This window comes from Hymenobacter cyanobacteriorum (assembly GCF_022631375.1).
Classification (GTDB): domain Bacteria; phylum Bacteroidota; class Bacteroidia; order Cytophagales; family Hymenobacteraceae; genus Hymenobacter; species Hymenobacter cyanobacteriorum.
In genome coordinates this window covers 353,243-379,455 of the sequence record NZ_JALBGC010000003.1, presented here as the reverse complement: position 1 = coordinate 379,455, position 26,213 = coordinate 353,243, and the positions used below count along the sequence as shown (strand labels likewise).

Here is a 26,213-nt window from a genome sequence, read left to right as displayed (position 1 = left end):
GTAAAAAAAGCTACCCGAACGAATGGCAGCCGACCCGGTGTAGAGATTTCGCACTGGTGCCCGGCCGCCGCCGTGGCCAGGCAGACCGGCGCAATGTAGCGCCCTTAATGCCACTTTACCTCATTTTTTTGCCTTTTAATGTGGGATTCACGGCAAGCTACTGCTGAGGAAAAATTCGCTCCAATCAAGTAAGAAGGCTCCTCTGGTATAGATTGGAATAACACGGAGCGATTTATTCATGGGTATCGGCAAAACCAAAACAGCCCCCCGACGCTAGGGCCGGGGGGCTGTTCATCAATGAGCGAGAAACGAGGTTCGAACTCGCGACCCTCAGCTTGGGAAGAGAGAACGGGAGCACTTGCGGGTGTTGAAAACCGCGTTTCTGCGCTCTGTTGGCACTTTCCCACCTACCCCCTTTTCGGGAAACCGCGCCGTTGTCTTCACTTGTAGGCACCGCTGTAGGCACCGCCACAGTGGTTTCAGACCATGAGCAAGACGACTGAACACAAAGAAGGGAAGGCGACAGTCAGTGTGATTTACAAGGTCGGCAAGACACTAGCCGACGGCTCACACCCCTTTTTGATTCGCATTACCAAACACCGCAAGCAAATCTTCCGCTCAACCGGGCTCTCACTTCACCCGAAGTACTGGAACCCCGACAAGCAGGAAATCCGACGCAGTTACCCCGACGACCTGCGCAAGAAACTACTGGCCGACCTCGACAAATGGGAACGCAAGTACCGTGACGCTGCTGACTCCCTAGCTGACGCCGACGAACGCCACGACGCCGACGCAGTACTTGCCCACGCCATCAAGGACCGCACAGCCCTACGGCGAGTGCAGCTACTGGAATTCACCGATGAGTTGGTCACTGGTTTCGAGCAAGCCGGCCAACTCGGTAACGCAGGAACCTACCGTGACCTCCGCAACCAGCTCTCCAAGTTTATCAAAGCCGAGTTCGGTACCACCGACGTGCCGTTCGAGCGCGTGACAGTACCGTTTTGCACCAAGTGGGAAACCGCACTACGGGCAAACGGACTGATGGAGACAACGCTTTCCTTCAGATTCCGCACTCTACGAGCTGTGCTCAACAAGGCCATCGCTGGCGGCAGCATGAAGACCGACAGCTACCCCTTTGCCCGCAACGGGGCAGAGATTCACAAGTTCAGCATCGGCAAGTTTGATGTGAGCACCACCAAGCGGGCCATCAGCCGGGAAGCCGTTCGACGGTTTGAAGCGCTGACACCGGAAACCGACCGGCAACGACTGGCGATGGACGTCTTCCTGTTCTCCTTCTACTGCGGGGGCATCAACTTCGTGGACTTGGCGCAACTCCGCTGGCGGGACGTGAAGACGAACGACGAGGGTACCCAGCGCCTGCACTACGAGCGGCAGAAAACCGGCGGCAAGTTTTCCCTCAAGTTGCTGCCACCAGCCGCAGCCATCCTTGCCCGATACCACCCGCGCACCTTCATTTCCCGCGACTCCTACCTGTTTCCCATCCTGGATGCAGCGTTTCACCAGACGCCCACGCAGGTCAAGAACCGGCTACACAAGATTTTGGGGCAGGTGAACCACGACCTCAAACATCTGGCCCCGCTCGCGGGCATCGACACCCACCTGACGACCTACGTTGCCCGGCACTCGTTCGCCACCAGCTTGCGGAAGGGAGGCGTCGCAACCGGGTTGATTAGTGAGGCAATGGGACACAAGTCGGAGGCGGTGACGATGGTGTACCTGGATTCCTTCGATTCAGACACCCTCGACTCCGTTTTCGACCATCTGTTGTGATACCGGAGGAGTTCACCAGCTACAACTGGTGGACTCCTTTTTCGCTCACTCACTTTTCAGCATTCCGCAGGAAACCGTTTTCCACCGCTGACTATCACGATTCAAGGATGTACTTTGCAGACTGGAACGCCTTTCACCGGCCTGTCAGTCACATACAGCGCTGTGCGTTTCACTGAATGCTTGTCTACCACCCTGAATTGTATGCCTGGAGAACTCCCGCACCTTTTGCTTCTCAACCCACATGAGCGCGCAAACACCATTAAAAAGCGTGCTCGCGGAAAAAAGCGTGATGAAGCGAGTTTGACTGATGGAGTGAATGAAGCTCAGTTGCAAGAACAAGCAGTGCTTTTTCGAGCAAGCCTAGCGTCTTTCGGCAGAGAACTTGTGCGACGGGAAGAAGAACGCAGTCCAGAACTGGAAATTCCTGCAACACTCACCTCCATTGAAATCGACTTCTTAGACTGGTTCGACTCATCCAAGTATGAGTCAATCTACTACGGCACCTTTGGACTTCGGCTGAACAAGTACACCGCGTTCAATACTCGCGGTCTATTCACCGTTGAGGACGACGTGAAATTCAACACGTTCCTTCAGCAGTTTCTCTCATTTGTTGAGTGCAGCAACCACGCTGACCCGTCGTACAACAAACTGGTCAGGTACGTCAAGTCGTTCGAATTTCACTCGGCAGAACGAATCAACGCATGCTTCAGACCAGATGAGCGAGATGCGGTCTACCTGTCGCTTGTCAGCATATCAGATGAACTCAGCGGAGAAGCGAAGTCCAAGTTTGATGCAATCAGCAACCGCTTGTTGCGGTTTCTAGAAGAGAACGGAGTCTCGGCTACATTCAACCCTTTCACAAATGCCTACGAGCTCAAGGGTGCATCTCATGAGCTCGTCAGTACCATCGCTCGAAACTTCGACGTGGTGCACACCATCAACTCGTCTTCCTACGGTGTCATTCGTGAGTCTGCATTTGGACTGCCAACACGCGGCTACCCTTTTTCGGTCGCCACACCTGCTTCTGACCTACCAATCATTGGCATCATTGACACAGGGGTCAGCCGGCATTCCCCTCTAGCTCCTCTCATTGTTGCAGATGACTACTCTGTTGCGGGAACAGATGCTGCACATGACACCAACGGACACGGTACATCGGTTGCTGCATTTGCTGCGTTGGGGCATCGCCTTGCGGGAACAGTCACCGGCATTTTGGAGGCTGACGCTCGCATCCTTCCCATCAAAGTGCTGAGCGGCAATCAGGGGTACATCACTCACCAGGATGTGGGCAACCTGATTATCCGTGCTCATGAGTCGCTTGGAGTGCGCATTTTCGTGCTCGCTGTTGGCTACGCCAGCTACATGCGCACCGACGAATCACATTCTGACTACGCCTTCTACCTGGACCAACTGGCACAGCAACTGGACGTGCTGATTGTCATCGCAACTGGTAACTACAAGGAGTTTGCGCTCGACACTTCTACCTACCCACATCACTACCTGGGAGAAGAAACTAATCTCTGTAGCCCAGCAGAGAGCATGAACAACCTCACCGTTGGGTCTATCGGCTCGAACTTGGAGGATGATGCACCAATCACGCCTTCTTCGTTCCCATTCACTGACAGCACGTTGCCAACTGCATACACTCGCAAGTTCCACTTGGACAGCACCAAGTGGAAGATGCCGAACAAGCGGTTTTTCAAGCCGGACGTGGTCTACGCAGGTGGCAACTACTCTCGCATACAACACCAGTTTTTGGGAGAGGCACTTGACGATGCTGCGGCAACGGGTCTACAGTGCCTTTCAATTGAACCGGGCAAGTTCTTCGACCGAGCGATAGGCACGAGTTTCTCGGCTCCTTTGGTTGCGAACCTTGCTGCACGACTATCCCGCAAGTACCCTTCACTTCGCTTGCAGACGATAAAAGCGCTCATTGTGAACGGTGCTGAAGAGGTCAAGCTGGATTCCTACGGCCGAATTCTCACTCCACATCAACAACGCGGCATTGCTGGGAATGGAGTGCCATCCCCTGAAACCTGCTTGTCATCTGCTGACGCCGAGGTGACTGTTGTCATTCAACGCACTATCTCCGTCGGCACGATGGAAGCAATTCAGGTAGCGGTGCCCGCCTACCTGACTCAAGCACACAAGAATGTTGCGCTTTTGGAGGTGACTGCTACTCTCTGCTTTGCGATTAGACCGGTGAGCAATTCCCCGGTTGCATACTGCCCTGTGCACATGGCATTTGGAGTTTTTCGCGCCATTGTACTGGAAGACGAGGAAACAGCAGCCCAGGACGACGGTTCATCCAGAGTGCAACGGGTCGGTATCAACGGTGGAGAGACAGAGAGCTACGTGTTCAAAGACGGGTGGTCACAGGATGCCTACTACAAGCCTAAGCCCCTGACGAACACACAGAAAACTTCCTTCTACATCAGCCGGGAGCATCTACGCGAGGAGAACGGCCAGTTCAAAGTTGCCGTCGAGTGCCACTTCCACAAGCTACTACCCAAATCGGTCACAGAAACTTCGCTCCCAACTGAGTACGAGTACTCTCTCGTATTGCGGTTCAAGGAAAACGTGCCTGTTGCAAAGCAGACTCAGTCTCTCTACGATGAACTGCAACTCTGCAACGACCTAGAGGTTCTCGGCACGCTCGACCTAGACGCAGAAGGGGATTTGGAACTGGTTATTGAGAACTAAACTGCTGCTTCTCCTTCCGCACCAGTTCCAACCACAGGTCCGTGTTGATGCGCGGCTTTGTCATGTTGGTACGAGGATGCGCGATGACACTACGCTTCACGGCCGTGATTAGCGTCCGCTGAATGCCGTAATAGGACAGTCCCTTGCAAGACTTCACAATCGACGGCAGGTCATTTTCTGTGTCGAGTTCAACCAGCCCAGACTTGAGCGTCTTGTTTATCAACTCAGTGATGTGACTCTCATCAGGCAGTTCCAAGTTGATTTTCACATCAAAGCGCCGCAGTAGTGCTTCGTCAATCATGTCAATCTGGTTGGTCGCTGCAATGACTACACTCGAGCTGGGCAGGTAGTCGAACAGTTGCAAGAGTGTGTTCACCACACGCTTCATTTCTCCGTGGTCCTGACTGTAGTCCCGCACCTTGCCTAGCGTGTCGAACTCGTCAATGAAGACAATGCACTCTTCAGCAGCAGCCCGACGGAACACCTTTGCGAGATTCTTGCTAGTATCTCCAAGTTTGGAGGACACAATCGCTCCTAGATTCACTACCAGCATGAGCTTCTCCAACTCTCCTGCAAGAACGTAGGACGCCAGCGTTTTACCACAGCCAGGGGGACCGTAGAACAAGACCCGGTTGGAGACTGGCAGGTCGAATTTGTGCAGCACATCAAGCGCTTGGTGCTCCTTGATGAAGTAGCTCAACTCCTCCTTGACACTATCCGTGCAGACCAACGAATCAAACTGGTAGTCCGATGTGAGCTTCTCAAGAATGAACTCGTTCACCTCTCGGTCATCCTCCCGCTGCTGGTGCTGTGACGAGCCGACTTTCAACAACCCGTTCGTCTGGTGCTGGCGAATGGAGTCCTTGAGAATTGACTGCAACTGCAACGCGAAGTTGATTTTCTTGCTCTTTTTCGCGTGGTCAATGAGTTCATTCAAGGACGCGAGTAGCCGGTCCTGGTCGTTCTCCAGGCCGTACTTCGCAATGTCTTTGATGAAATCAGTCTGCGCCATCTTCAGGGTAGTTGGTGCAAGAAAGTGCTGCACTACGCATGCAGTAACAGCACTTCGCCGCTAGTAGTACAGAGTTGTGGGTGTGAGAGTTGTCTAGTGCTGTATCAAACCAACGTCAGTGCTCTCTCTGGCGTTCGCGACCGACTAAAATTATTAGCACAAGGTGCTACTGATTTTTGACAACTGCAACACCTCGTTGTAGTGAAGAGGCAACCAAGTGGTTGTGCCACAAATGTAGCGTGTATCTGCTCACCAGTTGAGTTGCGCTACTGCTCACGGCAACCAGTGTTGTATTCACCCGCTCGATTGTATGTTTGACAGCAACTCCTCTGTAGACATGCTCTCACGGATTGCTTGAGCAAGAGGTAGCTGGTTACCTTCGTGGTCCTATGACCAACGAACAACTCGACGAGCTCCGCAAACGCCTCTGGCAGGCCGCGACGCGCCTACGCTCTGACGCTGACATTCCCCTCAACAAATTCGACCGGCCCGTCCTCGGGCTGCTGTTCCTGCGCTTCGCCGACAACCGCTTCGCCGCCATCGAAGACAAGCTCCGCGCTGAGCTGAAGGCCCAGGAGACCACCCGCGTTCAGCGCACCGAAGCCCAGATTGCGTTGGCCTTGTGCGGCCTCTACCTGCCGCCCGAAGCCCGCTACGACCGGCTTGTGACCTTGGAAGATGACGCCAACTTCGCAGAGGCCATCCACGATGCCATGAAGGCCATTGAGACCCACAAGCCGGAACTAGATGGCATGCTGCCGAAAGACGACTACGCCCAACTGGCAAGTACTGGCAAGCGCAAAACGCTGTTGAAAGACCTGCTTCGAATGTTTGCCGACATTCCGAAGGACGCAACCGGCGATGTCTTCGGCATGGTGTACGAGTACTTCCTCTCGGAATTCGCTCTGGCCCAAGACGGTGAGTATTTCACCCCTACGTCGGTTGTCAAGTACATGGTGGAAGTGTTGGAGCCTTACCGTGGCACACTCTACGACCCGGCGTGCGGCTCGGGGGGCATGTTCGTGCAGTCGGCTTCGTTCGTGGAGCGGCGGCGGCACGAGCGGCACACTGACGAAGACGAAGACTTGGACCTCTACGTCTATGGCTCGGAGAAAAACGAGGAGACCGTGAAGCTGGCCCGCATGAACCTAGCTGTGCATGGACTACGCGGCGAGGTGCTCCACGCCAACGCCTACTTCGATGACCCATTTGAGGACAAATTCGGCGAATTCGACTTCGTGATGGCCAACCCCCCCTTCAACGTGAAGGACGTGAGCCTAGCCGCGATTGAGGACAACCCACGCTTCAACCGCTTCGGGCTGCCGCGCAACAAGACGAAGGCCACTAAGACGACGAAGAAGGGCAGCGCCGAAGCCGCCGACAGTGAAGGCGAGCGTATTCCGAACGGCAACTACCTCTGGATTACGATGTTCATCGCGGCCCTCAAACGCGAAGGGCGTGCAGCGTTGGTCATGGCCAACTCGGCATCCGATGTGGGAAACTCTGAGTACGAGATTCGCCGGAAGCTCGTGTTGCGTGGATTGGTGAGCCAAATGACAACCCTTTCGAGCAACATGTTCCTGACTGTCACCTTGCCGGCCTCGCTGTGGTTTTTCGACCGCAGTCGTGAGCGCGACATTGCCGACGACCAGTACGACGACAAGGCACTTCTGGACGCAGACTTGCCGGTGCTCTTCGTGGATGCCCGCAACGTGTACCGGCGAGTAAGCCGTTCCCAGCGCGAATTCACACAAGAGCAGGTTTTGAATGTAGCGACCATCACACGTCTTCACAAAGGCGAACGGGTGCGGATGGTGGCGCTGGTGGACGAGTACTTGGAGAACACCTTCGCCCATCTACCGGGCATAACCCAAGCACTGCGCGAAGCCGATGCCGCTGTGAAAACGCTGGCGCAGCAGACCATGGATGCACTAGCCAACCTGATGCTCACCACGGAAGAGAAGGATGCTCTCCACGCCCCGGCTCTGGTGCCACACCATGCGGTACTAGCCGACGGAGTGCACGGCACCCTGCCGACTTCCTTGGCCACCGCCGAATCGGAAGCTGAAAAGGCTATGAATGCCTACTTCGCTTGGCGCAGGTCAACTTGGCCGGCCGGGTTCGAAACCCGTTCATTGATGCCTGACGAAATCACAGCCGCCAACCGAGCGCAGCACATCGCTCGTGAGGCCTTGGACGTACTCGCGACGACCATCCTTGAACACCGTCGGCACTTGGAGCGCACTTTCCGGGCTGCTGAGACTCTTCTGGGCCATGCCATCGAGCACCTTCGCAGTCCAGTGAAAGCTGCCCCCACCTTGCCTCGTCCCAGTGTTCTACGCCCGGCGCTCACCAAGCTGGTTGAACACAGCAACACCCAGCAAACCAAAGACCCTGAATTTCTTCCGAAGTCGTCGCTCTACTATCTGGCCCAAGTGCGCTGGTTGCACGAGCGTTTTCCGGAAGCCACCTACCAGAACGTAGTTGGCTTGTGCTACAGCGCATCACTTCAAGAGATTGAAAAGCAGGATTTTTCCCTAAATTCGGGCCGCTACGTAGGCGTAGACCCTGATGAAGATGACCTGACAGAAGAGGAATTCCAGCAACAACTGCACGCTTGGCACCAAGAGCTTCGAGAGCTCACGGACAAGGCCCACGGACTAGAACAGACGATTGAGATGAACCTGATAGCACTCCTGGAAAATGCGGAATGAATGGACACCTACTCCGCTCAAAGCAATCACCCTGAAAATTGGCAGCGGTTCAACGCCCAAGGGTGGCAAGGAAGTCTACCAAGAAACTGGTGTGGCTTTGATTCGAAGCATGAATGTGCAAGATGGTGTGTTTGACTACGGAGGGCTGGCTCGCATCAATGATGCACACGCCAAGAAGCTCTCGGGTGTCTCGCTAGCCAAGAATGATGTGTTGCTGAACATCACTGGAGCATCGGTAGCACGGTGCTGTATTGTGCCGGAAGACGTTTTGCCTGCTCGCGTCAATCAACACGTCGCCATCATTCGGATTGACCCTGAGAAGGCAGATGCACGATTCATTGCACTCATGCTTTCATCGGCCTATCACAAGACCCGGTTATTGAACATTGCCTCCACAGGTGGGACTCGCGAAGCCTTGACAAAAGAAGACCTTGAACTCTTCGAACTCCCACTCCCAACTCCACTTGAGCAACGGCGCATTGGTGACTTGTTGGGAGCATACGATGACCTGATTACGACCAACACTCTTCGCAATGCTCGACTCAGTCAGACGCGTGATGCTATTTTGCTCCGTCTTCTGAGCGGGCAGCTCACAATTCATGTAGCCGAATAGAACCCAGTCCATCATCTACCCTATATGGCAAAGCTCTACACCGAAGCCCAACTCGAACAAGCGTGCGTAGACCTGCTCAAGCAGGAATTCCCCATCTACCAGCACATCAACGCCTTCACACCCCACGAGGCGACGCTGCCTGATGGAAGCGGCCGCACCGACAAAAGTCAGGTGGTGCTGCCAGTGGTGCTGCGGAAAATGCTGGAGAAGCTCAACTCCAAGGTCCCGGCGAAGGTGCTCGACAAGGCGTTCGAAGCCCTTACGGCCCGGCGCATCGCCGAAAGCCCACTGGCCGCTAACCGGGAGGTGTACGAGATGCTGCGCGACGGCTACCCCGCTCAATGGACTGACGAGGTCACCGGCCGGCCGCGTCAGCAGCAGATACAGGTGCTAGACTTCAAGCACCCAACGAAGAACGACTTTAGAGTCGTGTCCCAGCTCTGGATTCAAGGCACCGTGGGCTACCGCCGGCCCGACCTGCTGATTTTCGTGAACGGGCTGCCCCTGGTGTTCATCGAGTTGAAGAACGCCACCGAGAAGGTGAAGCAGGCCTACGACAACAACCTGACCAACTACCGTGTGGAGCTGCCGCAGCTTTTCCACGCCAACGTGGTAGCACTCCTTTCCAACGGGCTCGAAACCCGGGCCGGGTCATTCTCGGCTGGCTACGAGTACTTTGGCGAGTGGCTGCGTCCTGCCTCCGAATCGGACAAGCCCGGTCTGCCCACGGACCCCGCTCGTCGGGACTCTCACCTGAGTCTGGACTACGCCCTACGGGGCCTACTCGCCCCGGAGCGGCTGCTCGACTACGTGCGGAACTTCGTGCTGTTCCACTACCAGAATGCTGGTAAGGTCATCGCCCACAACCACCAGTATTTAGGGGTGAACCGCACCGTGGAGGCATTCCGCGACCGGGCCAACCGCGACGGCAAGCTCGGGGTGTTCTGGCACACGCAGGGCTCCGGCAAGTCGTTCTCCATGGTGATGCTGGCCCGCAAGCTGGCCCGCCAATTCGAGGGCGCTTTCACCTTTCTCCTCATCACCGACCGAGACGACCTCGACGACCAGCTCTACCGCAACTTTCTGCATTGGGGCGACATGACCCCGGCCCAGGCAGTTCGCCCCCAAGACTCACGGGAACTGCGTGACGTGTTGGCCCGCCCCGCAGGCCCGCGCTACGTCTTCACGCTCATTCAAAAGTTTCGCTACGAAGCCGGCAGAGCCTACCCCGTGCTCTCGACGCGCGACAACATCATTGTGTTCGTGGACGAAGCACACCGCTCGCAGTATAAGACGCTGGCCGAGAACATGCGCGACGCGCTGCCCAACGCTCAGTTCCTAGCCTTCACGGGCACGCCGCTGCTTGGTGCCGAACGACTCACTCACAGGTGGTTCGGTGAATACGTGAGCGAGTACCCCTTCGACCAGGCCGTAGCCGATGGAGCCACTGTGCGCCTGCTCTACCAGAACCGCACCCCCGAAGTGGGACTCGAAAATCCCGAGCTCGACGATGAACTTGCCGAAATTCTGGAAGATGAAAATCTGACCGAGCAGCAGCAGCGCCGGCTTGAAGACCAGCATGCCAGTCAGTTGGAAGTACTGCGTCGTGATGACCGATTGGAGGCTGTTGCCCAAGACTTGGTGTGGCACCTTCCCCGGCGCGGTTTCCTCGGCAAGGCGGTCGCCGTCAGCATCGACAAACCCACCACAGTACGGCTCTACGACAAGGTGAAGTATCACTGGGAGCAAGCCATCCGCAACACGCGGAAAGAACTGACTACAGTTCCGAAAGGCTCTTCCCAACATCACGACTTGAAGGCCCGACTGGCTTGGATGGAGCGCTTGGAAATGGCTGTGGTGGTGAGCATTGAGAACGGCGACGAAGAGAAGTTCGAAAAGCAGGACCTCAACATCAAACCTCACATCAAGCGACTCGCCCAGCTTGATGCGCAAGGTCACGACATCGAGCACAATTTCAAGGACGCGGCGCACCCGCTGCAACTTGTGTTCGTGTGCTCGATGTGGCTGGTAGGGTTCGACGCGCCCAGCGTGTCAACCCTCTACCTTGACAAGCCGATGCGTGCTCATTCCTTGATGCAGGCCATCGCGCGCGCCAATCGAGTCTACGAAGGAAAGTCGGCGGGCCTCATCGTGGGGTACTGCGATGTGTTGGCCAGCCTCAGAGCGTCCCTGGTCGAGTACACAACCCCGCGTCCCGGGACGCCCCCACAGGGTGATAATGAACACACAGGCCACCAGCCGCTACAGGAGTTCGACCACCTTTACACTCTGCTCGACGAGGCCCTAGCTGAGATAGTGACGTGGTGTCAGACACAGAACATCGCCCTCACCGAAGCGCTGGTAGAGAACGAACCTAGCGATGAGGCATCCGGCGGCCTGTTTGCCAACCTCGCTCGACTCCAGGATTTTGCCAACACACTCCTTGCCTCAGACACCCAACGTCAAGCCTACGCCCTCCGCGCCCGGCTCATCGAAGGCCTCTACCAAGCCGCCCGGCCCGATGTGCTGCGCCACCGAGCCAAGTACCGACTGGTGACGGTAGTAGCTTACCTGCACGACCTACTGGCGCAAATCACTGGTGCCGGTGAAACAGATGCCGCTCAACAGCGAATTGGCCAGTTGCTTGACCGTAGTGTGCTGCGCGTAGGACAGGAAGCAACGACTCCGCTCGTACTCACCCCCGGCCGTGAGTTGGACCTGAGCAACTTGAACCTCGAAGAGCAGCGCGAAAGCTTCCGCACATCGGCCCACCTCAACATCGAAGTAGCCCAACTGCGGACCTTTCTAGAAGAAAAGTTGCAGCAGCTCTTGAGACGGAATGTTGAGCGTGCTCCCTTTGCGGAACGCCTGGCGCGCATCATCGAAGCCTACAACGCCGGCGGTCGCCGCACCGAAGAGATTTTTGAGGAACTGCTTGCTTATGCTTCTACCCTAAAAGCCGAAGCAGAGCGCCACACGCGAGAGGGACTCACCGAAGAGGAACTCGAACTCTTCGACTTGCTCAAGAAACACATTGATGAGCAGAAGCTGTCCAAAGACCAATTGCTCCAAGTGAAAACTGCCGCCCGCAGCCTACTGGCCCGGCTACGCGAAGAAAAGCCCCTGGTGCTGGTTCAAGAGTGGCATCGCGACACCGCATCCAGGGCAAAAGTCGATTCTGTCATTGTCGAAGTGTTGAACAAGACGCTTCCGGACAGCTACGACCGGCCCCTGTTCGCGGCTACTCACACCCAGGTGTTTCAGCACTTCTACCAGCGAGCTGTCCGGGGACAGGCCTTTGCCTGATGAACCACCCTTCACGCACGGTCTACTTGGTGTGTTCGACAAAGGCTAGGCGAGTAGTTTCCCTGCTAGAGCACATGAACCAGCACGCCGAGGCGGTGTAAAACCAAGTTGCCGCTGATTCAAACCTCTCGCTCCTCCATCTGATTTCGAAGCACCATGAGCGGCAGGTATAGCGCCCTTTCATATCCGGTTCGCATCACTCCGCTACCCATTCGGTACTTTGAGTTGACGGACACAATGTTTGCAGAGGAAATCTTTGAAGGAGGAAAGAAGAAGCGTGTCTTTTACACGAGTTTTGAGAAAATTGTGCTTCACGCCAGGCATCTTGATGCCAGCACTGATTTGGTGCGTCTTGCTCCTTTCAGTAGCGACACCTCCATCCTCAACTTTCAAGTTGGCACCGGAAAAACCCACGTTCTCTTCGACTACATCGGCCAGTACCTTGCCACAGGAACTGATTTCACGATTTTCTACTGCGCACCCTTTCTGCGACTTCTGAATGAGATTACCCGCGAACTGAGTAAGCGCGGGATTTCGTACTTCGACTGCACCCAAATCGACAGTCGCGAAGATGAGGACACGTTCGCGAATCCGGAGAACTTCGACTACCAAGTGCAACTCATGACGCCCGACTTTCTGCTGGGTAGTGGGGGCAAGAAATCGGTTCGGCAAGCCCTCGGTAAAAGTGGGTACAAGGACAAGCTTCGAGACCATCTGCTGACGAGCGAGCGCAAAGTGGTGCTGATTGTTGACGAGATTCACGAGAAAACTTCTATTTTCTCATCCCAGCATTTGCCTGAGCTGCTGCAATGGACTGGGCTAGTGCACAAAGCCTTCATTGCAAGTGCGACGTTCACTGCCGATGCTGTCGAGGTTTCCAAAGCGGTTTCCTTTCTCACAGGTCGGCGCATCACAGTGTTTCAAGCAGACCGAATCAAGGGGCCGCAGCAAGCACGGTTGCACTTGCACATTTGCACCCAAGAATACGGCGAGAAGGATTTGCATCCCCTCGCTGGATTGGAAGAGGTGATTAAACGCTACCCTAGTCGCCCCATCCACATTCTGACGGCCTACAAATCCATTGCTCAGAAGCTTGCGACGGGCAGGGACAGTGTTGCTGCTGAAGCAGTGCGTGGACTAGTTCCTCGCCCTCTACTTCTGACCTCTGACAACAAGACCCCTTTCAACGAAACCAAGAATTCCATCGGTACGACATTTAAGACGGGTGTCAACATAGTGAGCAAGGACGGAGTACTAATCGCCATCCTCCCTGGGCAGAACACCGACCAAGCCGGTTCTCTGGCTTTGGGTACTTTCACGGATATGCGCTCTTCCGTCGTGCAGGCATTCGCTCGCTTGCGCAACGGTGGCGACCTGCATGTGTTCATGCCGCCGTTTGATGGTCACATTCGCAGCAAGGATTTCGTCACGCAGGCATGGGGTGACATGCTACTGGGAACAAAGGTTGGTGTGTCCTCGAAGGACGCGGGCATCTATATTGAAGAAGACCAAGTACTAACCGATTTTGACAAGCTCTACACTCATCGCGAGAAACTCCTCGCTGCCTTCAAAGCCATCGCTGACTCTGAAACTGGTGCTTCGTACGACATGCTGGTGAAGTTTGAAGGACGGTACGACTTTGTACTTTCGGAGTACCCGGCATTCAAAGACGCTTTTCTTGACAAAGAGAACCAAGGACTGCCAAGCCTCATCCTGTGGATGGCAGTGCACGACCAATTCATCAACTGCTCGCTTGAAACGGTGACCGTGGAGAAATACGTCTCCTCGTCGGTCAAAAAAGCCGCAGGAGAAGCTTGGGCGGAGGTGTTCAAGAAGAGTATCAGTGGCCGTCTTCCCACACACAAGCCTACATCATCGTTCAAGGCCATTGAAACGCTGGTCCAACTACTAGATGAAGATGCGGCGGAATCAGATGAGACGCCCTTGTACGGTGTGAAGAAGGTCCGCATCCAGGAATTAGTAGCGAATACGAAAGACGCCGCTGATGCCGTGCTTGACTTGTCACTGAGTTGGCTCTCTCCCGACGGCTCTGTACCGAAGAAAAAAGACTGGTTCACAAAGCTGGTGCATGACTCTAAGCCTTGGGATGGGTCATCACCCGTTGAACAAGAGGATTACTACTCGGTCATTAAAAGTGCGTTGAATGACCTCGCTACGGAGACCATCAACACCGCCACTCTGCTCGGAGGGAAGCTGTATTTGCGGGCAACTTTTGACAAGCACTTATCAGAGGATGCGACGCAACTACTGGCGGTTCTAGCAAATGCGCTCAAAGAAGCTGTTCAGTCCGCTTTCTTACTCAATATTGGTGCTGTCCACCTCCCAGGATTCTCCACCGCGAATCCTCAAACAGAGCAGGACTATGTGCAAGTCGGATTGAGAATGCTGCGTCAGGCACTGGGCTTGGTCGGCAAGCAACCGTCACGTATTGGGAGAAAAGACCTGTTCGGTGTTGAAAACCCTCACTACCTCATCGCGCCAATTGCTCACTTGTAGAGTTGACTAGATGAAAACGGGTTCACACCAGTAGCACAGTTCGGTAATCACGCAACTATGGATGCGGTGTCTCAAGTCGGATTTGCTGGATTTTTCACCCACGTCTAGTAGGGTGCTTGTGAAAAAAGCAGCAAATCTGAGTGTCCTTGAGCAGTTATCACCTGGAACGTTGGACCAGTGGAGGGGGCACGCAAGCAGATGCACCCACCCAGAGCATTCTAGTCCTTTTTCTGCTACCGCGATTTTCTAGCTCCCCAAGAGCTCTATACATCGCTACCACGAAGCCCGTTTCGGGTGAGCAGCAGACTGCTTCAACCCTGAGATTGACGGGATTTCCACACAATGCCCTTCTTCGCCAAGGGCTTCGCAGACTGTTGTGGTTCACCGCTGCTCAGCGGTAGCGATGTACCGCGTCGCAAACCTGCTGACCCAACTCTCAACCCGGGACACCCACAAAAAATCTGGGAAAAATTTCTGCGTGCGAAGGTGCGAGACTTGAGGGTACCCAGTCTTGAGGCCCCGGGGGTACTTCGCAACGGGACTTACCCCCCCTCTCATGGAGCAGTCTTTTTCACTGCTAGCAGCACACTCTGCGCCGATGCAGTTTAACTCGTTCGGAGTTAACTCTTCGGCGTTTAGCACGCGCACTACCTCTCACCACTTGTTCAACCCATTTTTCAACCCAAACCCCAATCCACACCATGGAAACCTCCCTCATGCGGCTCATCCACGAGCCGGCTCAAACCCACTTGCGCGTAGTACGAGAGGCCGATTCACCCGAATCGGCCTCTTTCGTTTTCGAAGAAGCCGCTCCCTCTACGTCGCGGGCGTTCATCGAAGCGAACACGCTTGCCGTCGGATTCTCAGAACTCCGGCACGAACACATCATCCCCGTGTTTGCCAAGGACAACGAGCGTACCCTGTCGATGGCCGACTTCATTCAAGTCACGTCGGAAGCTGTGCGAGACGTCTTTCGCGGCGAGCAGATTCTCACACCGCAAATACGGGTTTCTCATGTCATCAAAGGACGCATCCCAGAGGCTAAGGACAAACCCGCGTCACAGTTGCTGGATTGGGAGCAAACAGTTCGCTTTGAGAGGATGATGTTCGCCATCGAAGTCCCAACCTTGTTTGAAACCGTCGGTGGCAACACGCTGACACTGGTCATCGGCGGCGTCAAAGCCTACAATCTCGACAACCTGACCGGGCGTAAGTGTCCCGAACACTTCAAGGTTTTCGTCGGGTTCAAGAACCTGGTCTGCACGAACCTCGCCATTAGAACCGATGGGCTGCTAGGCGATTTACGGGTTAGCAGCCTCGAACAACTCCGACAGGGGGTGCTGACGCTGCTACGCGAGTATGACCAGCACCGGCACCTGCGCCAGTTGGAGGCATTAACGCGCTACTCGCTTACCGAACACCAGTTTGCGCAGCTTATCGGGCGCTGCCGCATGTACCAGCACTTGTCCACGGCGGCCAAACAGCGCATCCCAGCACTGCTTTATGGCGACCAGCAACTTGGTACAGTGGTTCGAGACTACTACCGGGACGAGAACTTCTGTCGCGAAGAAGACGGCAGCATTAACCTGTGGAAGTTTTACAACCTCTTCACGGAGGCCAACAAGAGTTCGTACATCGACACCTTCCTGCCGAAGTCCATCAACGCGCTCGATTTCACCTTTCAGGTGCAAGACGCCCTAGACGGTAGCACTGCCGGCAGTTGGTACCTGAGTTGAGCCGCCGCTGACCTTCCGAAGCCCGTTCCGACCATTCACACCGGAGCGGGCTTCTCAGTCGGCGTCCTCTATCCCAGGGCAATTCACCAGTTCGTGCAGCGGCATCTCCAGCCCTTTCGTCAGTGACAGCAACACGTCAATGGTTGCCGCCATCCGGGCCGTTTCAATCCGGTGAATCGTCATCTTGTCGATGTTGGCGCGGTCCGCAAGCTCCTGCTGGCTCCATCCGCGTTCGCTGCGCAGTTGGCGAAGATGCTTGCCGAAAACTTGGACTCCACCCGGGTTTTTCACAGCCGGCAAGCTCCGACGCTACCTTGCCTACCATGTATGCAGATGCGCCTATTTCACACAAAAAACTTCTACTTTTGACGGTCAACACCAAGTCTGGTGATTCCCTAACGAGGTGAGCACGAAACCTCATCCAACCCCGAACAGCACTTTTCAACCACTCACACATGCAAAAAATCTTCCTCCTACTAGCAGCACTCAGCTTTTCAGCGGCTGCGGCCCATGCACAGGAACTGGCGTACCCCGCCAAGTACCAAGTCTACAAAATCGACCGCTCCAGTACGCATGCTGGTTCGAGCAATGAGCACTCCGCCTCCGATGCACAAACGTGGACCGTCAACCTGCTTGTGATGGTGCAGGCAACCAAGAAGGCGGGGGTGTACCAAGCACGGATTTACAACACAACAGGTGGTGAATACTTCCGCAAGATGACGGGACTACCGGCGTACACGGTCACACTCTTTAACACGCAACCCCGCACAAGCAGGTCGGATGACGGCACTGCTTCGGAGATTTACTCCGACACGATGTACAAGGGTCAGCTCGCTCCCCCAAAGAACGAAGTTGACGAATTTGCCTCCCTCACCCCCATTGTGGGTTGGCATTCCGACATGACGGGGCACAAGCTTTTGGAACTAGTGTGGGAAAACAGTTCGTCCACATGCAGCAAGGACGGCAAGCGACACCAGCAGAAATGCCGGCACTACATCGCCTTCCACTGCATTCCCGTGCAGTAGCTGTTCGCAAGGGAATCGCGGCGCGGCGGGTACCTACCAAGTACGTCGGGCCGCTGTTCACCCGACAAAGGGCATCGTGCCCAACGGCAGTTTCCAAGGATTTCCGGCCGTCAACAGGAAACCTGACTCCCATTTTCACGACAACAGCGCAGTGTTTCCCTTGTAGGCACCACGGTGGGCACCAGAAGCGAAAAGAGCCAGCCACCTTGACGGTAACTGACTCTGAATCAATGAGCGAGAAACGAGGTTCGAACTCGCGACCCTCAGCTTGGGAAGCTGATGCTCTACCAACTGAGCTACTCTCGCGGAGTGGTTTGGTGGCCCGAAATTACGCCAAAGAACCGGATTCGCAACCTGAGACAGGAGTTCAACCCATTTTCGGAGCAGCGCGTATCAGGGGGCACTATGGCTACACCTCCGCTTCCGCCCGCTACCAACCGCCTCGTAGGCTTGCTGCTTTTGCTCAGCGGTTTCCTGCTGGGCCTGGGCCTGCTCCTGAAAATTGGCGTGTTGCTCTACCGCTGGAACACCGGCGCGGCCGAACTGCCCGTGGGCCTGCTGGCCATCAACCTACTGGGCCTGCTGGCGGGGGGCTTGCTGATGCGCTGGGGCCTGCGCATGCGGCGCGGCAACAACGCCCACCGCAACCCCAACGCCGACGAGATACTATAAAGTCGAGCACCCACGCCCGACCTTTGCCTTATGTCATCTCCCCTCCGCATCTCGCTGGCCAAGGCCAATGCCCCCACGGCCGCCCAACTGGCCGACCTAGGTCGCCAAACCTTTCAGGATACCTTTGCCGCCACCAACACGCCGGCCGATATGGCTGCGTATCTGGCTGAAAACTTTGGCCCTGATATTCAGCTGGCCGAACTGCAGGACCGCGAGAACACGTTTCTGCTGGCCCATATGCAGAACGAGCTGGTGGGCTACGCCAAGCTGCGCGACAACTCGGCCCTCGGCCTGCCCGAAGGCCAAAACCCCGCCGGCCGCCTCGAAATCGAACGCCTCTACGTGCGCGACGACTGGCAGGGCACCGGCTTGGGTGCAGCCCTGATGCGCGGCATTCTGGCCCTGGCCGAGCAGTTGCACTGCTCCGCCGTGGTGCTGGGCGTGTGGGAGAAAAACGACAAAGCCCGCGCCTTCTACCAGCGTTTCGGCTTCCGCGAAATCGGGCAGCACGAATTCCGGCTGGGGCAGGATGTGCAAACCGACCTGATTTTGCGCAAAGGCATGGCCGGCCGCTAAGCCCGTACATTTAGCCATGCCGATACCCGCCCGGTTGCGTTCATTCCTTGGCCGAAACAGTTGGCCGGCCCTATTGCTAGCCTTGGGCCTCGCCGCCTGCCAGCCCCAACACCCGCCAATCGACACCGCCGCCGCCCCACCCGTGGGCCATTACCAGGGCAGCATCGGGGCCACCGGTAGCCCGCAGCTAAAGGCTTCGCTCGATATTCGCCACCCCAGTGCAGGCCATTACGATGCCGAGCTGACCGTGCCCGGCGCCCCCGCCCTCAGCTTCGTGGCCGATACACTGCTGCTGGCCGGCAACCAGCTGCGCCTCGTGCGCCCCGCCCGCCCCGGCCAAACCCTGACTTTGACGCTGGAAGGTGATTTCTGGCGCGGCACCCTAGCCGTCGATTCCACGTCGGTACCGCTCATCCTGCTCAAACGGGGCGTGCCCGACCCCAGCAGCTACCGCGTGGGGCTGTTGCCGGTGGCTGGCGCTCCCAGCTGGCTGTTTGCCCCTACCGATATCGGCACGCCCGGCGCGGCCCTCGTGCTGCTGCCCGATGCCGCTACCACTCCCGCCGCCGCCCTTTGGGCCGATGCCCTGGCCCGGGCGGGCGTCATTGTGCTGCTGCTGCCGCCGCCGGCCGATTCGGCTACGGCCGAAGTGCCGCGCCTGCTGGCTGCCCTGCGCCAGTTGCGGGCCACGCCCGGCGCCGATACCGCTAGCCTTGGCGTGTGGGCAGCCGGCAACCGGGCTACGACACTGGCGGCTGCCCACCCGCCGCTGGCTTTCTTCATCGTACAGAACGCCCTAGTAGATGCGGCCAGCCGCCCGGCTTTCCGCGAGCTGCGCAACCGCAAATTGCCCGTGCTGGGCTTGTATGGCGGAGCCGATGCCGTGCCGCGCGCCGCCCAGCTGCGGGCCGCCGTGGGCAGCCGGCAGGGCAACCTCGTGCGCAGTTACCGCGCCACGAGTGCCGACCTGCTGAGCGGGGCGGGCCTGAACGTGCAGTTTGGGCCGGGCCTGCCGGGCGAGGTGGTGGAGTGGGTGCGCAGCCGCTAGTCGCCCTCGTTCAACGCCAAGGCGCGCAGGGGCGCGGCCTCTACAGCAGCAACAGGCCCTTTTCGCGTAGCAACTGCCAGGCCGGCGTCTGTAAAAAGGCTTCAAACGCCCCTTCCGATTTCGGAAAGGAGGCCGCCGCATCCTTCAGCAGCACTTTGGTGTCGAAATCCCGGCTGAGTTGCGTGAGCAACTGGTGCAGCCAGCGGCCGGCGGCCTCGGTGGTTTTTACTTCGAAATCCTCGGCCTGCTCGTAGCAGGTGAGCACGGCCCGGGGTACTTTTTTGCCCGGCTCGATACGAATTTCGGGGGCGTTGCCGAGCCAGAACAGGCGCTGGTTTTGTTTGGCAAAATCGGGCTTTTCGGGAGCTTGCAGGGCCTGCTGCACCAGGTGGCGCGGGGTTGTGGGGCGCGGGGTCTTGAAATCAAACCAACGGGCCAGCGGCTCATCGAGCGCCACGCCGTGCAGGTAGTTGTAGAGGCTCTTGGCCAGGCCGGGGCCGAAGGCTTCGTGGTCGGTGCCCAGCGGGTCGTCGTGCCACAGGTCGTTCCAGGCGAAGCCGGCCGGCTCGGGGCCAATGGCCGCCACCTGGTACTTCGCGGGGTTTTTGCCCACGGGCGAGTAGGCCGTCATTGAGAAGCGGTGCCAGTAGCCGCTCTGCACCACGCCGGCCACAAACAACTGGCGCACTACTTCGAGGCTGTCCACGGTTTCCTGAGCGGTTTCGGTGGGGAAGCCATACATCAGGTACGCGTGCACCATGATGCCGGCCTGCGTGAAGCCGTCGGCCACGCGGGCCACCTGCGCAATGGTTACGCCCTTTTCCATCAGGGCCAACAGCCGGTCCGAAGCTACTTCCAGCCCGCCGCTCACCGCGATGCAGCCCGAGGCCGCCAGCAGCCGGCACAGGTCGGCCGAGAAGGTTTTCTCGAACCGAATATTGCCCCACCAGGTGATGGGCACGCGGCGCTTCAGCAGCTCCACCGCCAAATCGCGCAGAGCCAGCGGCGGCGCGGCCTCATCCACGAAGTGAAAGCCGGTCTGGCCCGTTTGCGCGATAATCTGCTCAATTCTATCCACCAACAGCGTGCTGGGGGCCGTTTCGTAGCGCGCAATGTAGTCCAGCGTCACGTCGCAGAACGAGCAGCGCTTCCAGTAGCAGCCGTGGGCCACGGTCAGCTTGTTCCAGCGCCCGTCGCTCCAGAGGCGGTGCATGGGGTTCAGCACTTCCAGCACCGAGAGGTACTCGGTGAGGGGCAGGTCGGAGTAGTCGGGCGTGCCCACCTCGGCGTGCGGCACGTCGGGATGCGGGTGGTTGATGTATTGAATCTGGCCGATTTCGTCGCGCAGAAAAGTGCGTTGCAATAACTGTCTGTCATTCTGAGCGGAGCGAAGGACCTTATCACGTTCGAGAACGTTTGAATTACCGCTAACCGTCTGAACGTAATAAGGTCCTTCGCTCCGCTCAGGATGACAGGATAAATACTCCAGCAGCCGCAGCCACGGCCCTTCCCCATCATCGAGCGTCAGGAAATCGATGTAATCGAAAAAGCGCGGCTCTTTGATGTCGCGCAACTCGGTGTTCGGGTAGCCGCCGCCCATCACCGTCACCGTGGCGGGGCTGATGTGCTTGATGTACTTGGCCAGTCGCAGGGCTCCGTAGAGGTTACCCGGAAAAGGCACCGTGAAACCCACCATGTCGGGCTGCACGCGCGCCAGCAGCGGCTCCAGTTCCTCCAGCAGCATCCGGTCGAGCAGGTTGGGGGCGGCTGCCAGCTCCTGGTGCAGCGGCTCGAAGCTGGTGGCCGACAGCGCCAGCTTCTCGGCGTAGCGCGAGAAGCCGAAGTGCGGCCCCACGGTTTCCTTGATGAGGTCGGCCAGGTCCTCCAGGTAGAGCGTAGCCAGGTGCCGGGCCTGGTCCGTCAGGCCCATGGTGCCGAAGGCGGTTTCGAGGTCGGCCACGTTATCGAAGCGGCTGGCCTCGGGCAAAAACCGGCCGTGGCAGATGCGCGGGGCCAGCGTGAGGTCCTTGTTCTGCAAAAACCGGATAACCGGACCGATGGTGGCCAGGTAGCGGTTTTGCAGCCGCAGCATGCGCTTGGCATTATCACTCAGGTCAAAATTCCCGGCTTCGATTTCCTGAAAAACCCGCCGCAGGCCAGCTTCTGAAAACAGCCGCAGCACCAGCTGCAGGCCCATGTCGGCCTGCGTCACGGCATACCCGCGCCCCGTCAGAAACCCTTTGATGTAGGCCGTGGCCGGGTAGGGGGTATTGAGCTGCGTGAGCGGCGGCGTGAGGAGCAGGATGCGGGGCGAGTGGTCGTGCACGGTGGAGACTAACCCGGCGGCCGGGGCCGGGGTTCAATTTTCCGCAAAGCTCGGGGCTGGCCGCCGGGTAACGATGCAGCTACGCGCCCGACCTAATTCTGTATTGTCGGGGCGCAAATTCTACACGGCTGGGCGGGCTGCCATCCTCGTAAGAACAAGCAGTTGCTCATTCCTTCACGCTAAACCCGCTTTCTCATGCAAATGCCCACCGCCCACACCCGAACCAACCGCGACAATAGCGCCGTGCTCGAAGCCCTGGCCCGCTGCGCCACCGCCTGCGAAATGTGCGCCGACGCCTGCCTGGCCGAAGCCGACGTTGCCATGATGGTGCCCTGCATCCGCCTCGACCGCGACTGCGCCGACATTTGCCGCCTCACCGCCGCCTTCATCGCCCGCGGTTCCGACCACGCTCAGCACGTGCTCAAGGAGTGCATCGAAATTTGCCAGAAGTGCCACGACGAATGCGCCAAGCACCAGCACGACCACTGCCAGCGCTGCGCCGAAGCCTGCCAGGCCTGCCTCGAAGCCTGCCGCGCGTATGGTAAATGAAAGTGAGTAAATGAGTAAGGGCCCGATACCGTGTGAATCCATCGGTATCGAGCCCTTACTCATTTACTCACTTACCATGTTGCCTCACGCCAGCGCGTCGAGCGACATGCGCTCGGGGAGCATCAGGCGGCGGAACTCGCTCACCGAGTAACCCGTCACCTGCCGGAACTGGTTGCTCAGGTGCTGGCCCGAGCTGTAGCGCATCTGGTCGGCTATCTGGTTCAGGGTCAGCTCGCCGTAGCTGAGCAGTTCCTTCACGCGCTCAATTTTGAGACGGATGAGGTATTTCTCGATGGTGAGGTGCGCAGTGCGCGAAAACACCTTGCTCAAATGCGAGTAGGTGGCCGCAAACCGGTCCGTCAGGAAAGCCGAAGTCGTGAGCGGCGAGCGCGCCGTGCGCAGGTGTTCGAGGTATTCGGCCAGCGTGCCTTTGATTTGCTCGGTGAGCTGCTCGGCCCGGCCGCGCAGCAGCTCGAAGCCGGCTTCGTGCAGCAGCGGGGCCAGGGCCTCGGGGTCGGCGGGGGTTGCCTCATCCAGTTCTGCCACGCCGAGCGACACCGTTTTGGGCCGGTAGCCGGCGCGCTCCAGCAGGCCGTGTACTGCCTCCACACACCGGGGGCACACCATGTTTTTGATATGCAGGAGATTCGTTTTCAAGGGCTTTAACGTGTTTGAGGCCGCCGTGAGGAAGCCGGTGAGGAAACGGTACGCGCGCTGGCGGCCGTGCCGGCCGAGGCCGCCGCCCGCCGTGGGCGCGGCACCGGCGTCGAGGCTTCGGCCCAGCCCCGCCCGAACCAGTTGGCCGTAGCCCAGGTCACGAACGGAACCACGGCCAGGAAGGTGACCGAGAGCAGCCAGACGAATACGAGAAACGCGAAAAAAAGTCGACCGAAAAAGTGGTCACTCACCCCAAACAGGTAGATTATCAGCATCAGTGCCAGCCCAAAACTAATTCCGGCCAGCAGCGCCACCCGCCGCCAGGGCCACCGGGCCACGTGCTGTTGGAAACGACGACGCAACGGTTGAAGCATATAATGCCGATAATTGGGAAGGTGAAAATAGGGGAAATTTCCCGTATCACAAGTTTTGGGCTTTGGGGCTGGAACGGGAAATCAATGGCACGTCATGCTGAGCGCAGCCGAAGCATCTCTACCGCAATAGGCAACTGATTGCGTTGCGCGGTAGAGATGCTTCGGCTGCGCTCAGCATGACGGACAGAATATTCAACCTCATTGCTGTGCTATTACCCCAACGTCGTCAGCAACTCCTGCTGCACCGACTGGCCGGCATCGGCCGCGTACCACTCGTTCATGCCTTTCACAATCTGGTTGGTATGCAGCGAGGCATCGCCGTGCAGCTGGTGACTGAGGGCCTGCGCGGCGTCCGGGCGGGGACCCCAGGTGCCGAGGTCGGCCCCGGTTTCGGCATCGCGGCGGATGAGCTTGGGGATGCTGTTTTTGCCATCGGTCTGGTAAGCGGCCATCAGCTCGGGGTGGTCGGAGCGCAGCACCACGTGCAGGCTCACGCGGCCCTGGCTTTGGGCGGCCAGGTGGGCCAAAATGGGCAGCGTGTGGGCCGTATCGCCGCACCAGGCCTCGCCCAGCACCAGCCACTGCTCGGGGCGGGGCAGCTGGCGCAGGCGTTCGAGCAGGGCGGGCAACAGCGGCACGGCCGAGCCGCGGTCGAGGTGGGCCTGGTTCTGGTCGGTGTAGCGCACGAGGCCGGGCGTCTGGTCAAGGCCGGTGGTGCGGTGCTCGGCGGCCAGCCGGCCCACCAGGGCGCGGAACTCGGGGTAGGTATAGGCGGGCGTGGGCAACGGGGCGTTGGGCATAAGCGAAGTTGAATGGAATAGGAGCGGGGCCGGGCCGGCGCACGCCGGTACCGGACACAACCGCTGGCGGGGGTACGGGTTGCGCGGCGGCGGGTTATTTCTTTACCTTGCAGCCTCGCTCCCGCATCACCTCCCCATTCTGTTCCTCATGTTTTCCCAACAATTCCTCCGTTCGCTGGCAGTGGCCGGCGTCGTGCTGGCCTCGGCCAGCGCCTGTAGCTCCGGCACCAAAGAAGGCGACACCAACGTCGAGCGCGGCTACACCAAAAAAGGCATGGCCGCCGGCCAGGACGGCGTGGCCGGCGGCGACTCGGCCACGGCCGGCCTCGCCCGCGACACCGCCCGCAAAGTCACCGGCAAAGACTTGTACAAAGCCGCTGGCGACGCCAAAGACCGCAACCACGACGGCCTGGCCGACTAGCGCCCGAGCCCGCACTGGCTGCAAAAACGAAAGCCCGGCTGCCAGGCCGGGCTTTTTTGTGCGCTTAAGAGAAGTAAAAACCCCTGGCAGCGGCCAATGAAAAGTCTGATGGTGGTGGAAAGCTGGCTGTGGTTAACGGTTTGCTATTGCCTGTTAATCAAGTGTTATAGCTGCCCGGAAGCTTTGCAGGAGTACGGGCTTGCCAGCTGAGGAAAGGTCTTATTGGGCAAAGTTTTGGTTTGCAACCATGGCCGGATAGTGATGCATCTTTGAGGAAACTAAACCAGTCATGAAGAAAAATCTACTTTCCTTATTTTCACTACTGGCCCTGGGCAGCGGCGCGGCCCTGGCACAAACGGCCCCGCCCGTACTGAACAACCCGCCCGTAGCGCCGGTGCCCGCCGCTGCGCCCGCCGCGGCGGTTGGGGCTCCCGCAGCGGCGCCTGCCGTCGCCGACCCGTTCCTGCTGGGGCGCACCTACCGCGTCGAAACCGTGCAGGGCACCACGTTCACCGGCGTATTGGTAAGCATGAGCCTGACCGCGCTCGAGTTCGATGCCAAGGAGTTGGGCCACCTCACCCTGGAGCGCGCCCAGATTCGCCGGGCCGACCTGCAAGGGCCCATACCGCCCACTACCAAGGCGGGCTACTACGACATTGGCAACGGCAACCGCCTGTTTTTTGCGCCTACGGGCCGGGGCTTGCGCAAGAACGAAGCCTCCCTGCAGGACGTGGACGTGTACCTGCTGGGAATAAACTACGGCATCACCGACAATATTTCGCTGGGCGGCTACATGTCAATCATCCCGGGCCTGTCGCTCGACCAGCAGCTTCTGGTGTTCACGCCCAAAATCAGCTACCCCATCCGCGACAACCTGAACGTGGGATTTGGCTTGCTCTATGTGCGCGTGCCCAACTTCGACTCGCAGGGCACCGGGACCGGCGCGGGCATTGGCTACGGCGCGCTCACTTACGGCGGGGCCGACAATAATTTTACCGTGGGGCTCGGCTACGGCTTCGTGCAGGGCAATATTGGCTCAACTCCGATTCTGCAGGTAGGCGGCCAGCGCCGGGTGTCGCGCCGGATTTCACTGCTCAGCGAAAACTACATTGTGGCCGATGCCAATGCCGGCATGGGCGGCCTTTACGGCCTCAAAATAAACTGGCGCCGCACCAGCCTGGGCCTGGGAGCGGTTTATTACTACGAGTTTGGCCACGACGAGCAGCGGGCCAACTATTACTATAACCCCAACAACGGCCAGTATACCACCACGTACCAAACCGTGCGCGTGCCCGGCCAGGGCTTCTCCAGCTACGTGATTCCGCTGTACATCGACTTCACTTTTCGCTTTGGCAAAGGCGTGAAGTAAGCGC

The 26,213-nt window shown here is 58.1% G+C and carries 20 protein-coding genes and 1 tRNA gene; 14 read left to right on the top strand and 7 right to left on the bottom strand.

All coding sequences use genetic code 11. From position 1 onward, the window contains the following. Window positions 1-486: 486 nt before the first annotated feature. Together MON38_RS11425 and MON38_RS11420 are read left to right on the top strand one after the other, a co-directional pair. Complete coding sequence (locus MON38_RS11425) at window positions 487-1,791, top strand: site-specific integrase (RefSeq protein WP_241936299.1); 1,305 nt, start codon at window positions 487-489, stop codon at window positions 1,789-1,791. A gap of 201 nt (window positions 1,792-1,992) precedes the next feature. Beyond that, the gene (locus MON38_RS11420) at window positions 1,993-4,494 is read left to right on the top strand and encodes a S8 family peptidase (RefSeq protein WP_241936298.1); all 2,502 of its coding nucleotides are present in this window, start codon (window positions 1,993-1,995) and stop codon (window positions 4,492-4,494) included. On the opposite strand, the gene MON38_RS11415 is transcribed toward MON38_RS11420, so the two are convergent. Further along, the gene (locus MON38_RS11415) at window positions 4,481-5,506 is read right to left on the bottom strand and encodes an AAA family ATPase (protein WP_241936297.1); all 1,026 of its coding nucleotides are present in this window, start codon (window positions 5,504-5,506) and stop codon (window positions 4,481-4,483) included. The two genes, MON38_RS11420 and MON38_RS11415, sit on opposite strands and share 14 nt — an antisense overlap. Before the next feature lie 389 nt (window positions 5,507-5,895). Between MON38_RS11415 and MON38_RS11410 the strand changes: the two genes are divergently transcribed. The 5 genes from MON38_RS11410 (at window position 5,896) to MON38_RS11390 (ending at window position 16,392) form a co-directional block, all read left to right on the top strand. Further along, window positions 5,896-8,220 carry a type I restriction-modification system subunit M gene (locus MON38_RS11410; protein WP_241936296.1) on the top strand — a complete coding sequence of 775 codons (2,325 nt, stop codon included), beginning with the start codon at window positions 5,896-5,898 and terminating at the stop codon, window positions 8,218-8,220. Further along, window positions 8,210-8,833, top strand: a complete 624-nt coding sequence (locus tag MON38_RS11405; protein WP_241936295.1) for a restriction endonuclease subunit S — start codon at window positions 8,210-8,212, stop codon at window positions 8,831-8,833. Before MON38_RS11410 ends, MON38_RS11405 begins: the two co-directional genes overlap by 11 nt. Window positions 8,834-8,857: 24 nt before the next feature. Further along, window positions 8,858-12,139, top strand: coding sequence for a type I restriction endonuclease subunit R (locus MON38_RS11400; RefSeq protein ID WP_241936294.1), 3,282 nt, complete (start codon window positions 8,858-8,860; stop codon window positions 12,137-12,139). 237 nt (window positions 12,140-12,376) lie between these two features. Further along, window positions 12,377-14,656, top strand: coding sequence for a DEAD/DEAH box helicase family protein (locus MON38_RS11395; RefSeq protein ID WP_241936293.1), 2,280 nt, complete (start codon window positions 12,377-12,379; stop codon window positions 14,654-14,656). A 701-nt stretch (window positions 14,657-15,357) separates the two neighbouring features. Beyond that, window positions 15,358-16,392, top strand: coding sequence for a DUF3871 family protein (locus MON38_RS11390; protein ID WP_241936292.1), 1,035 nt, complete (start codon window positions 15,358-15,360; stop codon window positions 16,390-16,392). A 54-nt stretch (window positions 16,393-16,446) separates the two neighbouring features. On the opposite strand, the gene MON38_RS11385 is transcribed toward MON38_RS11390, so the two are convergent. Then, entirely contained in the window at window positions 16,447-16,683 is a 237-nt protein-coding gene (locus MON38_RS11385) for a helix-turn-helix domain-containing protein (RefSeq protein ID WP_241936291.1), read from the bottom strand. A 164-nt stretch (window positions 16,684-16,847) separates the two neighbouring features. Here MON38_RS11385 and MON38_RS11380 point away from each other — a divergent pair, with 164 nt between their 5' ends. Further along, window positions 16,848-17,417: a hypothetical protein gene (locus tag MON38_RS11380; protein ID WP_241936290.1), complete on the top strand. Its 570-nt coding sequence runs from the start codon at window positions 16,848-16,850 to the stop codon at window positions 17,415-17,417. 233 nt (window positions 17,418-17,650) lie between these two features. Here the strand turns inward: MON38_RS11380 and MON38_RS11375 are convergent. Next, window positions 17,651-17,723, bottom strand: a tRNA-Gly gene (locus tag MON38_RS11375). A gap of 99 nt (window positions 17,724-17,822) precedes the next feature. Here MON38_RS11375 and MON38_RS11370 point away from each other — a divergent pair. The 3 genes from MON38_RS11370 to MON38_RS11360 all read left to right on the top strand — a co-directional run bounded on the left by MON38_RS11370 (window position 17,823) and on the right by MON38_RS11360 (window position 19,713). After that, window positions 17,823-18,089 (top strand): hypothetical protein, encoded by a 267-nt coding sequence (locus MON38_RS11370; protein WP_241936289.1) that lies wholly within the window; start codon window positions 17,823-17,825, stop codon window positions 18,087-18,089. Window positions 18,090-18,119: 30 nt separating this feature from the next. Beyond that, entirely contained in the window at window positions 18,120-18,665 is a 546-nt protein-coding gene (locus MON38_RS11365) for a GNAT family N-acetyltransferase (RefSeq protein WP_241936288.1), read from the top strand. Window positions 18,666-18,747: 82 nt separating this feature from the next. Next, entirely contained in the window at window positions 18,748-19,713 is a 966-nt protein-coding gene (locus MON38_RS11360; protein WP_241936287.1) for a hypothetical protein, read from the top strand. Between the two features lie 40 nt (window positions 19,714-19,753). Here the strand turns inward: MON38_RS11360 and MON38_RS11355 are convergent, their stop codons facing one another. Then, window positions 19,754-22,039 carry a B12-binding domain-containing radical SAM protein gene (locus MON38_RS11355; RefSeq protein ID WP_241936286.1) on the bottom strand — a complete coding sequence of 762 codons (2,286 nt, stop codon included), beginning with the start codon at window positions 22,037-22,039 and terminating at the stop codon, window positions 19,754-19,756. A gap of 195 nt (window positions 22,040-22,234) precedes the next feature. On the opposite strand from MON38_RS11355, the gene MON38_RS11350 reads away from it, so the two are divergent. After that, window positions 22,235-22,588, top strand: coding sequence for a four-helix bundle copper-binding protein (locus tag MON38_RS11350; protein WP_241936285.1), 354 nt, complete (start codon window positions 22,235-22,237; stop codon window positions 22,586-22,588). Window positions 22,589-22,672: 84 nt separating this feature from the next. Here MON38_RS11350 and MON38_RS11345 read toward each other — a convergent pair whose 3' ends face one another. The 3 genes from MON38_RS11345 to MON38_RS11335 all read right to left on the bottom strand — a co-directional run bounded on the left by MON38_RS11345 (window position 22,673) and on the right by MON38_RS11335 (window position 24,419). After that, window positions 22,673-23,245 (bottom strand): helix-turn-helix domain-containing protein, encoded by a 573-nt coding sequence (locus tag MON38_RS11345; RefSeq protein WP_241936284.1) that lies wholly within the window; start codon window positions 23,243-23,245, stop codon window positions 22,673-22,675. 5 nt (window positions 23,246-23,250) lie between these two features. Beyond that, window positions 23,251-23,619: a hypothetical protein gene (locus MON38_RS11340; protein ID WP_241936283.1), complete on the bottom strand. Its 369-nt coding sequence runs from the start codon at window positions 23,617-23,619 to the stop codon at window positions 23,251-23,253. Between the two features lie 212 nt (window positions 23,620-23,831). Next, on the bottom strand, window positions 23,832-24,419 hold the full coding sequence (locus MON38_RS11335) for a thioredoxin family protein (protein WP_241936282.1): 588 nt from the start codon (window positions 24,417-24,419) through the stop codon (window positions 23,832-23,834). 148 nt (window positions 24,420-24,567) lie between these two features. Between MON38_RS11335 and MON38_RS11330 the strand changes: the two genes are divergently transcribed. Both MON38_RS11330 and MON38_RS11325 read left to right on the top strand, forming a co-directional pair. Further along, complete coding sequence (locus MON38_RS11330) at window positions 24,568-24,840, top strand: hypothetical protein (RefSeq protein WP_241936281.1); 273 nt, start codon at window positions 24,568-24,570, stop codon at window positions 24,838-24,840. Between the two features lie 289 nt (window positions 24,841-25,129). Beyond that, the gene (locus MON38_RS11325) at window positions 25,130-26,209 is read left to right on the top strand and encodes a hypothetical protein (RefSeq protein ID WP_241936280.1); all 1,080 of its coding nucleotides are present in this window, start codon (window positions 25,130-25,132) and stop codon (window positions 26,207-26,209) included. Window positions 26,210-26,213: the final 4 nt, after the last annotated feature.